Genomic DNA, 13,123 nt, shown 5'->3' on the forward strand with positions numbered 1-13,123 from the left:
GGATAATTATCAATAAACACATGTAGATCGAGGCTGACTATGAAGAACATCGTTTTATGCTGTGCAGCGGGAATGTCAACCAGCATGCTGGTTCAACGTATGAAAGATGCCGCGCAGAAAAAAGGAGTCGAAGTAACCATCAAAGCCGTTCCGGTCGCGGAATTTAAAGACAACATCGCGACGGCTGATATCGTATTACTGGGGCCACAGGTGAAATACGAACAGGCAAAACTCCAGGCGCAGGCCGATCCGCTCGGGAAAAAGGTCGCGGTCATCGACATGATGGATTACGGCATGATGAAAGGTGATGCCGTACTGGAAAAAGCGCTTAAACTGCTGGAGTCATAATGGAAGACTTAGAAACCACCATCATGGAGCTATTGGTCAATGCAGGTGCGGCGCGCAGTGCGGCCCTGACAGCGTTGCAGATGGCACGAAAAGGCGACTTTGACGAAGCCGAAAAAGCGATGGAAGAGTCGCGCGAGTATGTGAAACATGCGCATACGATCCAGACGCAGCTCATTGGGCTCGATGAAGGGACAGGAAAACTTCCGGTTAACCTGATCACCGTTCACTCTCAGGACCACCTGATGAACGCGATGGTTATCCAGGATCTGGCGGGCGACATGATTGAGCTTTATCGACGCATCCCGCTGGTAAACTGAAAATGCAGATATAAAAAAACCCGCCGAGGCGGGTTTTTTATTTACGGCATCAACGATTACTCGTTGTCGGAACCGCCCAGACCTGCGTTCAGCAGTTCTGCCAGGCTCGCGGATGCATCTTCGGCAGTTACCTGCGGTGCAGCTGGCAGTTCGCCCGCTGCGCGACGACGCATACGATCCTGGTGGTACGCATAACCGGTACCGGCCGGGATCAGACGACCCACGATAACGTTCTCTTTCAGACCGCGCAGTTCATCACGTTTACCCGCAACAGCCGCTTCGGTCAGGACACGCGTGGTTTCCTGGAACGATGCTGCGGAGATGAAGGACTCGGTTGCCAGAGACGCTTTGGTGATACCCAGCAGATCGCGTGCGAAGGTCGCACCGATTTTGCCGTTCGCTTCCAGATCGCGGTTAGCGATCTTAACGCGTGAGTATTCAACCTGCTCGCCTTCCAGGAAGTCGGAGCTGCCCGCGTTTTCGATGGTGGCTTTACGCAGCATCTGACGAACGATAACTTCGATGTGTTTATCGTTAATCTTAACGCCTTGCAGACGGTATACGTCCTGTACTTCGTTAACGATGTAACGAGTAACAGCATGCACACCACGCAGACGCAGGATGTCGTGCGGCGCTTCTGGACCGTCGGAAACCACGTCACCACGTTCTACGCGTTCACCTTCGAACACGTTGAGCTGACGCCACTTAGGAATCATCTCTTCGTACGGCTCGCTGCCATCTACAGGCGTGATAACCAGACGGCGCTTACCTTTGGTCTCTTTACCGAAGGAGATGATACCGCTGATTTCAGCCAGGATTGCAGGCTCTTTCGGACGACGTGCTTCGAACAGGTCCGCAACGCGTGGCAGACCACCGGTGATGTCCTTGGTACCGCCGGATTCCTGAGGAATACGCGCCAGGGTGTCACCAGAGCTGATCTGTACGCCATCTTCCAGCTGTACAATCGCTTTACCCGGCAGGAAGTACTGCGCAGGCATATCGGTACCAGGGATCAGAACGTCGTTACCCTGAGCATCAACGATTTTCAGTGCAGGACGCAGATCTTTACCGCCGGTAGTACGTTCAGCAGAATCCAGAACCACCAGAGAAGACAGACCGGTCAGCTCGTCAGTCTGACGAGTAATGGTCTGGCCGTCGATCATGTCAGTAAAGCGGATGAAACCACTTACTTCGGTGATTACCGGCATGGTGTGTGGATCCCAGTTTGCAACGGTTTCACCGCCGGCAACCTGCTCGCCATCACCTTTCGCCATAACCGCACCGTAAGGCACTTTATAGCTCTCTTTGGTACGACCGAATTCGTCGATCAGCTTCAGCTCGGTGTTACGAGAGGTCACAACCAGCTTGCCTGCGGAGTTAACAACAGACTTCGCGTTGCTGAGCTTGATGCTACCTTTGTTTTTCACCTGGATGCTGGATTCAGCAGCCGCACGAGATGCCGCACCACCGATGTGGAACGTACGCATCGTCAGCTGTGTACCCGGCTCACCGATGGACTGTGCCGCGATAACGCCGATGGCTTCACCTTTGTTGATGATGTGGCCACGCGCCAGGTCACGACCGTAGCAGTGCGCACACACACCAAAGTCGGTGTCACAGGATACAACGGAACGTACCTTCACGGAGTCAACAGAGTTCGCTTCCAGCAGGTCACACCACTGTTCGTGCAGCAGGGTGTTGCGTGGAACCAGAATGTCTGCGGTGCCCGGCTTCAGAATGTCTTCCGCGGTCACACGACCCAGTACGCGATCGCGCAGCGGCTCTTTAACATCACCACCCTCGATAACCGGGGTCATGGTGATACCTTCGAGGGTGCCACAATCGTCTTCGGTCACAACCAGATCCTGCGCAACGTCAACCAGACGACGCGTCAGATAACCGGAGTTCGCAGTTTTCAGTGCGGTATCCGCCAGACCTTTACGCGCACCGTGCGTGGAGATGAAGTACTGGAGTACGTTCAGACCTTCACGGAAGTTCGCGGTGATTGGCGTTTCGATGATGGAGCCATCTGGCTTCGCCATCAGACCACGCATACCTGCCAGCTGACGAATCTGTGCCGCAGAACCACGCGCACCGGAGTCGGCCATCATGTAGATGCTGTTGAAGGAAACCTGCTGCTCTTCGACGCCGTCACGGTTAATCACGGTTTCGGTTTGCAGGTTGTCCATCATCGCTTTGGATACACGATCGTTCGCCGCTGCCCAGATATCGATAACTTTGTTGTAACGTTCGCCTGCGGTTACCAGACCAGACTGGAACTGCTCCTGGATCTCAGCAACTTCAGCTTCCGCTTCAGAGATGATCTCGTGTTTCTTCTCTGGGATGACCATGTCATCGATACCAACAGATGCACCTGAACGCGCTGCATAAGCAAAGCCGGTGTACATTGTCTGGTCAGCGAAGATAACGGTCGGCTTCAGACCCAGAATGCGGTAACAGGTGTTCAGCATTTTGGAGATCGCTTTCTTGCCCAGCGCCTGGTTGACGATGGAGAAAGGCAGACCTTTCGGTACGATCATCCACAGAATCGCACGGCCAACGGTCGTGTCTTTCAGGCTGGTGTGCGCAACGAATTCGCCGTTTTCATCTTTTTCGTATTCGGTGATACGCACTTTAACGCGCGCATGCAGAGAGGCCAGGCCAGCGCGATAAATACGCTCAGCTTCTTTAGGGCCAGTCAGCACCATGCCTTCGCCTTTGGCGTTAACACAGTCACGGGTCATGTAGTACAGACCCAGTACAACGTCCTGAGAAGGAACGATGATTGGTTCACCGTTCGCTGGAGACAGGATGTTGTTGGTAGACATCATCAGCGCACGCGCTTCGAGCTGGGCTTCCAGCGTCAGCGGTACGTGAACAGCCATCTGGTCACCATCGAAGTCGGCGTTATAAGCCGCACAAACCAGCGGGTGCAGCTGGATAGCTTTACCTTCGATCAGTACCGGCTCAAATGCCTGGATACCCAGACGGTGCAGGGTTGGTGCACGGTTCAGCAGTACCGGGTGTTCGCGGATCACTTCGTCCAGGATATCCCAAACGACAGCTTCTTCACGCTCAACCATTTTCTTAGCGGCTTTGATGGTGGTGGCGAGGCCACGCAGCTCCAGCTTGCCGTAGATGAACGGTTTGAACAGCTCCAGTGCCATTTTCTTCGGCAGACCGCACTGATGCAGACGCAGGTATGGACCTACGGTGATTACAGAACGACCGGAGTAGTCAACACGCTTACCGAGCAGGTTCTGACGGAAACGACCCTGCTTACCTTTGATCATGTCGGCCAAAGATTTCAGAGGACGTTTGTTCGAACCGGTGATAGCACGACCGCGACGACCGTTATCCAACAGGGCATCGACTGCTTCCTGAAGCATACGTTTTTCGTTGCGTACGATGATGTCCGGCGCAGCCAGATCCAGCAGACGTTTCAGACGGTTGTTACGGTTGATTACGCGACGGTACAGATCGTTCAGATCTGACGTTGCGAAACGACCACCATCCAGCGGAACCAGCGGACGCAGATCTGGCGGCAGAACCGGCAGAACGGTCAGGATCATCCACTCTGGCTTGTTACCAGACTGAACGAACGCTTCCAGGAGTTTGATACGCTTGGTCAGCTTTTTACGCTTAGTTTCGGAGTTGGTTTCGTTCAGCTCTTCGCGCAGCGTTTCACACTCTTGCTCCAGATCCATGCTCTTGAGCAGGGCCTGAATAGCTTCCGCACCCATCTTCGCGTCGAATTCGTCACCGAACTCTTCCAGCGCGTCCAGATACTGTTCTTCGGTCAGGATCTGGTTACGTTCCAGATTCGTCATCCCGCCTTCGATAACCACATAAGATTCGAAGTACAGAACACGTTCGATATCGCGCAGCGGCATATCCAGCAGCAGGCCGATACGGGACGGCAGAGATTTCAGGAACCAGATGTGAGCGGTCGGAGACGCCAGCTCGATGTGGCCCATACGCTCACGGCGTACTTTGGTCTGGGTCACTTCAACGCCGCACTTCTCACAGATCACACCACGGTGTTTCAGGCGCTTGTACTTACCGCACAGGCACTCGTAGTCTTTTACTGGCCCGAAAATACGCGCACAGAAAAGGCCGTCACGCTCAGGTTTGAACGTACGGTAGTTAATGGTTTCCGGCTTTTTAACTTCACCGAAAGACCATGAACGGATCATGTCTGGCGAAGCCAGAGCAATTTTGATCGCATCAAACTCTTCGGTTTTAGTTTGCGCTTTCAGAAACTTTAATAAGTCTTTCACGGATTTGCTCCCGTCGGAGTTAGCACACTCTGCTGTCGGGCGTTAGCCCGACAGCAGTGACCTGTTTGAGCGAGAATTACTCGTCTTCCAGTTCGATGTTGATACCCAGCGAACGAATCTCTTTCAACAGTACGTTGAAGGATTCTGGCATGCCCGGCTCCATCTGATGGTTGCCGTCTACGATGTTTTTATACATCTTAGTACGACCGTTCACGTCATCAGACTTAACGGTGAGCATTTCCTGCAAGGTGTATGCTGCGCCGTATGCTTCCAGCGCCCACACTTCCATCTCCCCGAAGCGCTGACCACCGAACTGAGCCTTACCACCCAGCGGCTGCTGAGTAACCAAGCTGTAAGAACCGGTAGAACGAGCGTGCATCTTGTCGTCGACCAGGTGGTTCAGTTTCAGCATGTACATGTAACCTACGGTTACCGGACGCTCGAACTGTTCACCGGTACGGCCGTCAAACAGCGTAATCTGACCAGACGTTGGCAGACCACCCAGTTGCAGCAGCTCTTTAATTTCAGCTTCTTTTGCACCGTCGAATACCGGCGTTGCAATTGGCATACCTTTGCGCAGGTTCTCTGCCAGACGCAGTACTTCTTCATCGCTGAAGGTGTTCAGGTCGACTTTCTGACGAACGTCGGTACCCAGATCGTAGGCACGCTGGATGAACTCGCGCAGTTTCGCGACTTCCTGCTGCTGTTTCAGCATGGCGTTGATCTTGTCGCCGATACCTTTCGCAGCCATACCCAGGTGGGTTTCCAGAATCTGACCGATGTTCATACGAGACGGTACGCCCAGTGGGTTCAGTACGATATCTACCGGCGTACCGTTAGCATCGTGCGGCATATCTTCGATCGGGTTGATCTTAGAGATAACACCCTTGTTACCGTGACGACCTGCCATCTTATCACCAGGCTGGATCTGACGTTTAACAGCCAGATACACCTTAACAATCTTCAGCACGCCTGGTGCCAGATCGTCGCCCTGAGTGATTTTACGGCGTTTCGCTTCGAGTTTTTTCTCGAACTCGTGTTTCAGTTCGTCATACTGCTCAGCCAGCTGTTCCAGCTGATTTTGTTTCTCTTCGTCGGTCAGGCCCAGTTCCAGCCAGCGATCGCGTGGCAGTTTGTCGAGCTTCTCAGCTTCAACGCCACCGGCAACCAGCACCGCATAGATACGGCTGAACAGACCTGCTTCGAGGATCTGCAATTCTTCAGACAGGTCTTTCTTCGCCTGTTTGAGCTGCATCTCTTCGATTTCCAGCGCACGCTTATCTTTCTCAACGCCATCACGAGTGAAGACCTGAACGTCGATAACCGTACCGGAAACACCGTTTGGTACGCGCAGAGAAGAGTCTTTAACGTCAGACGCTTTCTCACCGAAGATTGCACGCAGTAGTTTCTCTTCTGGGGTCAGCTGGGTTTCACCTTTCGGCGTCACCTTACCTACCAGAATGTCACCGCCGGTGACTTCCGCACCGATGTAAACAATACCGGATTCATCCAGTTTGGAGAGCGCAGCTTCACCCACGTTAGGGATGTCGGCAGTGATCTCTTCTGGCCCCAGCTTGGTGTCACGGGACACACAGGCCAGTTCCTGAATGTGGATGGTGGTGAAACGATCTTCCTGAACCACACGCTCGGAGACGAGGATGGAGTCTTCAAAGTTGTAACCGTTCCACGGCATGAACGCTACGCGCATGTTCTGACCGAGCGCCAGTTCACCGAGGTCGGTGGACGGACCGTCTGCCAGCACGTCGCCGCGCTCAACTGGCTCACCCAGAGATACGCAAGGCATCTGGTTGATACAGGTGTTCTGGTTAGAACGGGTGTATTTGGTCAGGTTATAGATGTCGATACCCGCTTCGCCCGGATACATCTCGTCTTCGTTAACTTTGATAACGATACGGGATGCGTCAACGTACTGAACGGTACCGCCACGCTTAGCGACTGCCGTAACACCGGAGTCAACGGCAACAGCACGTTCCATACCGGTACCAACCAGCGGCTTATCAGCACGCAGAGTTGGAACGGCCTGACGTTGCATGTTCGCACCCATCAATGCACGGTTGGCGTCATCGTGTTCCAGGAACGGGATCAGGGACGCACCGACGGATACCACCTGCTGGGTGGAAACGTCCATGTAGTCAACCTGGTCGCGGCTGAACAAGCTGGATTCGCCTTTGCTACGGCAGGTAACCAGATCTTCTACAAAGTGGCCTTCGTCATCCAGGTTGGAGTTCGCCTGAGCGATAACGTAGTTGCCTTCTTCGATAGCAGACAGGTAATGAATTTCGTCGGTAACCACACCGTCGGTCACTTTACGATACGGGGTCTCAAGGAAACCGTATTCGTTTGTCTGTGCGTACACGGACAGGGAGTTGATCAGACCAATGTTTGGACCTTCAGGCGTTTCGATTGGACATACGCGACCGTAGTGAGTCGGGTGTACGTCTCGAACTTCAAAGCCTGCACGTTCACGGGTCAGACCGCCTGGGCCGAGTGCAGAGATACGACGTTTGTGCGTGATCTCAGACAGCGGGTTGTTCTGGTCCATGAACTGAGACAGCTGGCTGGAACCAAAGAACTCTTTCACTGCCGCAGAAATCGGCTTGGCGTTGATCATATCCTGAGGCATCAGGGTATCCAGATCGCCCAGAGACAGACGCTCTTTCACCGCACGCTCTACACGTACCAGGCCAACGCGGAACTGGTTTTCCGCCATTTCGCCAACGGAACGGATACGACGGTTGCCGAGGTGGTCGATATCGTCCACTTCGCCTTTGCCGTTACGGATATCGATGAGCTTCTTCATCACTTCGATGATGTCGTCTTTGCTCAGGATACCGGAACCTTCGATCTCGTCGCGCAGCAGAGAACGGTTGAACTTCATACGACCTACCGCGGACAGATCGTAGCGGTCTTCGGAGAAGAACAGGTTCTCGAACAGGCTTTCAGCTGCTTCGCGAGTTGGTGGCTCACCAGGACGCATCATGCGGTAGATTTCTACCAGCGCGCTCAGACGATCGTTGGTTGGGTCGACGCGTACAGTCTCAGAGATGTACGGACCGTGGTCCAGATCGTTGGTGAACAGCGTTTCGATACGTTTGTGGCCAGACTGGCTCAGCTTAGCCAGTAGATCCAGGCTCAGCTCCATGTTCGCTGGGCAGATCAGCTCGCCAGTTGATTCATCAACGTAATCTTTCGCGGCTACTTTTCCTGCAATGTATTCAACCGGAACTTCGATGTGTTTGATATCATCTTTTTCCAGCTGGCGGATGTGGCGCGCGGTGATACGGCGACCTTTTTCCACATACACTTTGCCGTCGGCTTCGATGTCGAACGACGCGGTCTCACCACGCAGACGTTCCGGCACCAATTCCATCTGCAACTTGTTGTCGCGGATTTCAAAGATCACTTTCTCAAAGAACAGGTCCAGGATCTGCTCAGTGGTATAGTTCAGTGCACGCAGAATGATGGTTGCAGGCAGTTTACGACGACGGTCGATACGGACAAACAGGTTGTCTTTTGGATCGAATTCGAAGTCCAGCCATGAACCACGGTAAGGAATGATGCGTGCGTTATACAGTACTTTACCGGAAGAGTGCGTTTTACCTTTATCGCTGTCGAAGAAGACGCCCGGGCTACGGTGCAGCTGGGAAACGATAACACGCTCAGTACCGTTGATAACGAAAGTACCGTTGTCCGTCATGAGTGGAATTTCACCCATGTAGACTTCTTGTTCTTTAATGTCTTTTACGGTGCCTTCCGGCGCTTCGCGCTCGTAGATCACCAGACGCAGTTTTACGCGCAGCGGTGCGGAATAGGTCACGCCACGGATCTGACATTCCTGAACGTCAAACACCGGTTCGCCAAGGCGGTAGCTGACGTACTGCAGCTCGGAGTTACCGCTGTAGCTCTGAATCGGGAACACGGAACGGAAGGCTGCTTCCAGGCCGTACTGCCCTTCAGGATCTTGCTCGATAAACTTCTGGAACGAGTCAAGCTGGATAGAAAGGAGATATGGAATGTCCAGAACTTGTGGACGTTTACCAAAATCCTTACGAATACGTTTTTTCTCGGTATAGGAGTAAACCATAGGGTTCCTCAGCTCGCTGACAAGTCGACCCATCTGTCCGACGAAGGGACAGTTTGTGCAACACCATTTTGTGGACCGGAAAATTGAATACTTTCCGCAATACCTGTTGCTATCACGCTTAAACCATTTCATTGCGATTTACACAGAGCGAGCACCCTGTCGCAGTATATTAAGTCGTCGATAGAAACAAGCATTGTCAGGACAACCAGCAGTCAAACAGTGTGAAATGCTGCTGATGCCTTACAGCGCAAAAAGGCTGGTGACTAAAAAGTCACCAGCCATCAGCCTAATTGCTTAGGCTGCAACCAGAAAAGTTGGCTTATTTAACTTCAACTTCAGCGCCAGCTTCTTCCAGAGATTTTTTCAGTGCTTCTGCGTCGTCTTTGCTCACGCCTTCTTTCAGCGCAGCTGGAGCAGATTCTACCAGGTCTTTAGCTTCTTTCAGACCCAGGCCAGTTGCGCCACGTACTGCTTTGATTACAGCAACTTTGTTCGCGCCAGCAGCTTTCAGAATTACGTCGAATTCAGTTTTTTCTTCAGCAGCTTCAGCCGGGCCCGCAGCTACAGCTACAGCAGCAGCAGCAGAAACACCGAATTTTTCTTCCATTGCAGATACCAGCTCTACAACGTCCATTACGGACATAGCTGCAACTGCTTCAATGATTTGATCTTTAGTGATAGACATTTAAATTGTTCCTGAAAATCAGAATAAGTTTATACGTAAGCAAATGCTTTATAAAGATAACTGCGATTAAGCAGCTTCTTTCGCATCGCGTACAGCAGCCAGAGTGCGAACCAGTTTGCCAGCCGCAGCTTCTTTCATGGTTGCCATCAGGCGTGCAATTGCTTCTTCGTAGGTCGGCAGGGTTGCCAGGCGATCGATTTGCGATGCCGGGATCAACTCACCTTCAAAGGCTGCAGCTTTGACCTCAAATTTTGCATTCGCTTTCGCGAACTCTTTGAACAGACGAGCAGCAGCGCCCGGGTGTTCCATAGAGTATGCAATCAGGGTCGGACCAACAAACGTGTCTTTCAGGCACTCGAACTGAGTACCTTCAACTACGCGACGCAGCAGGGTGTTACGAACAACACGCATGTATACGCCAGCTTCACGACCTGCTTTACGCAGTTCAGTCATTTTGTCTACAGTAACGCCACGGGAATCCGCAACTACTGCAGACAGCGCGCCTTTGGCTACTTCGCTGACTTCAGCAACAATCGCTTGTTTGTCTTGAAGATTTAAAGCCATTAGCTTTGCTCCTGGATGTTTGCCGGAACTCATGTTCCGGAACTCACTTCACTCAACCCAACGGGAAGAGCGTCTTAATACGGTGAGCAGAAACAAGCCAGAGTATTTAAAATAATCTTAGCGTTCTGTCACCGTCTACGCAGGGGATTAAGTTTCTTGCGAAACACCTGCGGTCTTCGACGGAGGCCTGGATAGGCCAGGCTCCAACGAACAATTCTTTTAGCCGCTAACTTTTGTTAGCAAACGTGGGGGTAAGATTGTAGACAAAATCACCGCCCACGTAAAGGCATTAGTTTGCAGCAGCGCTCAGGCCAGCCTGGTCAACTGCAACACCTGCACCCATGGTGGTGGAGATGCTAACTTTCTTGATGTACACGCCTTTCGCCTGAGTTGGTTTAGCTTTTTTCAGCGCAACCAGCAGAGCTTCCAGGTTTTCTTTCAGTTTGTCAGCGTCAAAGTCCACTTTACCGATGGTGGTGTGGATGATGCCGTTTTTGTCGTTACGATAACGAACCTGACCTGCTTTAGCGTTCTTAACCGCTTCAGCAACGTTAGGGGTTACAGTACCCACTTTCGGGTTTGGCATCAGGCCGCGTGGACCCAGAACCTGGCCCAGCTGGCCAACAACGCGCATTGCATCTGGAGAAGCAATAACAACGTCAAAGTTCATTTCGCCTTTCTTGATCTGATCAGCCAGATCTTCCATACCTACCAGTTCAGCGCCGGCAGCTTTAGCAGCTTCAGCGTTTGCACCCTGAGCAAATACAGCTACGCGAACGGAACGGCCAGTACCGTGTGGCAGTACAGTTGCGCCACGAACGTTCTGATCGGATTTACGAGCGTCGATGCCCAGGTTAACGGCAACGTCAACGCTTTCAACGAACTTAGCAGTAGCCAGTTCTTTCAGCAGAGCGATAGCTTCGTTGATGTCGTACTGTTTGGTCGCATCAACTTTGTCACGGATCACGGACATGCGCTTGGTCAGTTTAGCCATTTCTTAGTCCTCCACTACCAGGCCCATGGAACGTGCAGTACCTTCGATGGAGCGAGTCATCGCTTCAATGTCGGAACCAGTCATGTCGGCAGCTTTGGTCTGCGCGATTTCCTGCAACTGAGCGCGGGAAATTTTACCCACTTTGTCTTTGTTCGGCTTACCGGAACCAGACTTGATACCAGCCGCTTTCTTCAGCAGAACTGCTGCTGGAGGGGTTTTGGTAACGAAAGTGAAAGAACGGTCAGCGTAAACAGTGATTACAACTGGAATTGGCAGACCTTTTTCCATGGATTCGGTTTTGGCGTTGAACGCTTTACAGAATTCCATGATGTTCACACCCTGCTGACCCAGAGCTGGACCAACTGGTGGACTTGGGTTCGCCATACCTGCTGCAACCTGCAGCTTGACGTAGGCTTGTACTTTCTTAGCCATTCTAAAATCCTCTGATTGGGTAATAACGCCTCGGAGAGGCTCCCCGTGAATAAAATTCGTTTTACGGGCCGGGGCCCATAAAAACAAAAGGCGCGAAATTGTATTCCAATCTCGCGCCCTGTGCAACGATTAAATCGTCGCTTTTTTGATCGCTGCTTAGGCTTTTTCTACCTGGGCGAAGTCCAGTTCTACCGGGGTCGCACGACCAAAGATAGAAACGGAAACTTTCAGGCGGGACTTCTCGTAGTCCACTTCTTCGACGACGCCGTTAAAGTCAGCAAACGGACCGTCGTTAACACGAACCATCTCACCCGGTTCAAACAGCGTTTTCGGACGCGGTTTATCACCAACCTGCTGGAGGCGGTTCATAATCGCATCAACTTCTTTGTCGCTGATTGGCGCCGGACGGTCAGATGTGCCGCCGATAAAGCCCATCACGCGCGGTACGCTGCGCACCAGGTGCCAGCTCGCGTCGTTCATCACCATCTGAACCAGCACGTAACCCGGGAAGAATTTACGCTCGCTTTTGCGACGCTGACCGCCACGGATCTCGACCACTTCTTCGGTCGGCACCATGACTTCGCCAAATAACTCTTCCATATTGTGTAATTTGATATGCTCACGCAGCGACGTAGCTACGCGGCCTTCAAAACCGGAAAACGCCTGAACGACGTACCAGCGCTTTTTAGGGGCTTCAGACATCTCAGAACCTCAGGCCAGTGATAAAGGATACCAGGCGAACCAGAATACCATCCAGTCCCCACAGGATCAGTGACATTACAGCGGTTACCGCCGCTACAATCAGCGTGGTGTGCAATGTTTCCTGGCGAGTCGGCCAAATGACCTTGCGGACTTCGGTACGCGCTTCGCGGGCAAACGCAACGGTCGCTTTGCCTTTTGTCGTCAACAGCGCGACACCACCCGCCGCAGCAATCAGAATTACCACTGCAAGCGCGCGTAGCGGCAGCATCATGTCACGATAAAGATAGTTGCCGACAATCGCCACAATCAGCAGCACGGCTACAACTACCCATTTCATCGCTTCCAGGCCGCGCCCGCTCCCTTGAGCTTCGGTATTCGCACTCATAAACCAACCTGTCAGAAGTATTCTACAAACATTTTCACCCCGCGAGTGCGAGGCAAACCAATCGAAATGCTATTCGCTTTTCGTATTATACGCTCTCCGCAGAGCCTGTCTCAGCAATGATTATGACAAAATTAATCACTGATGAGCCAGGTTCTGATGTGAAAGCGTGCAAAAAGGGCATCAAATGATGCCCTTTTATTGCGCATTGCGTCAAATGTTATCAGCGATTAGCCGAGAACTTTAGCAACAACGCCCGCGCCAACGGTACGGCCGCCTTCACGGATTGCGAAACGCAGACCGTCGTCCATCGC

At 52.4% G+C, this 13,123-nt stretch carries 11 protein-coding genes; 2 read left to right on the forward strand and 9 right to left on the reverse strand.

What is annotated here, in order from left to right; genetic code table 11:
• Window positions 1–39 precede the first annotated feature (39 nt).
• Window positions 40–348: a PTS sugar transporter subunit IIB gene (locus tag INF58_RS20475; protein ID WP_010425948.1), complete on the forward strand. Its 309-nt coding sequence runs from the start codon at window positions 40–42 to the stop codon at window positions 346–348.
• Entirely contained in the window at window positions 348–665 is a 318-nt protein-coding gene (locus tag INF58_RS20480; protein WP_003862327.1) for a PTS lactose/cellobiose transporter subunit IIA, read from the forward strand. The genes INF58_RS20475 and INF58_RS20480 overlap by 1 nt, the downstream gene beginning before the upstream one ends.
• Window positions 666–721: 56 nt before the next feature.
• On the opposite strand, the gene rpoC is transcribed toward INF58_RS20480, so the two are convergent.
• The 9 genes from rpoC to INF58_RS20525 all read right to left on the reverse strand — a co-directional run.
• Window positions 722–4,945, reverse strand: a complete 4,224-nt coding sequence (gene rpoC / locus INF58_RS20485; protein WP_006810528.1) for a DNA-directed RNA polymerase subunit beta' — start codon at window positions 4,943–4,945, stop codon at window positions 722–724.
• Between the two features lie 76 nt (window positions 4,946–5,021).
• Entirely contained in the window at window positions 5,022–9,050 is a 4,029-nt protein-coding gene (gene rpoB, locus INF58_RS20490; protein ID WP_015569976.1) for a DNA-directed RNA polymerase subunit beta, read from the reverse strand.
• 319 nt (window positions 9,051–9,369) lie between these two features.
• On the reverse strand, window positions 9,370–9,735 hold the full coding sequence (rplL, locus tag INF58_RS20495; protein WP_002445276.1) for a 50S ribosomal protein L7/L12: 366 nt from the start codon (window positions 9,733–9,735) through the stop codon (window positions 9,370–9,372).
• 66 nt (window positions 9,736–9,801) lie between these two features.
• The gene (rplJ, locus tag INF58_RS20500; protein ID WP_003862338.1) at window positions 9,802–10,299 is read right to left on the reverse strand and encodes a 50S ribosomal protein L10; all 498 of its coding nucleotides are present in this window, start codon (window positions 10,297–10,299) and stop codon (window positions 9,802–9,804) included.
• 289 nt (window positions 10,300–10,588) lie between these two features.
• The gene (gene rplA, locus INF58_RS20505) at window positions 10,589–11,293 is read right to left on the reverse strand and encodes a 50S ribosomal protein L1 (protein WP_006810530.1); all 705 of its coding nucleotides are present in this window, start codon (window positions 11,291–11,293) and stop codon (window positions 10,589–10,591) included.
• 3 nt (window positions 11,294–11,296) lie between these two features.
• Window positions 11,297–11,725 (reverse strand): 50S ribosomal protein L11, encoded by a 429-nt coding sequence (rplK, locus tag INF58_RS20510; protein WP_003862340.1) that lies wholly within the window; start codon window positions 11,723–11,725, stop codon window positions 11,297–11,299.
• A gap of 156 nt (window positions 11,726–11,881) precedes the next feature.
• On the reverse strand, window positions 11,882–12,427 hold the full coding sequence (gene nusG / locus INF58_RS20515; protein ID WP_003862341.1) for a transcription termination/antitermination protein NusG: 546 nt from the start codon (window positions 12,425–12,427) through the stop codon (window positions 11,882–11,884).
• Between the two features lies 1 nt (window position 12,428).
• Window positions 12,429–12,812, reverse strand: a complete 384-nt coding sequence (gene secE, locus INF58_RS20520; protein ID WP_003862342.1) for a preprotein translocase subunit SecE — start codon at window positions 12,810–12,812, stop codon at window positions 12,429–12,431.
• Between the two features lie 227 nt (window positions 12,813–13,039).
• Window positions 13,040–13,123, reverse strand: an 84-nt coding sequence (locus tag INF58_RS20525; protein ID WP_000740160.1) for a hypothetical protein, incomplete at its 5' end; no start/stop codon positions are given.

It is taken from the genome of Enterobacter cloacae complex sp. P24RS (assembly GCF_014982165.1).
GTDB lineage: Bacteria > Pseudomonadota > Gammaproteobacteria > Enterobacterales > Enterobacteriaceae > Enterobacter > Enterobacter quasihormaechei.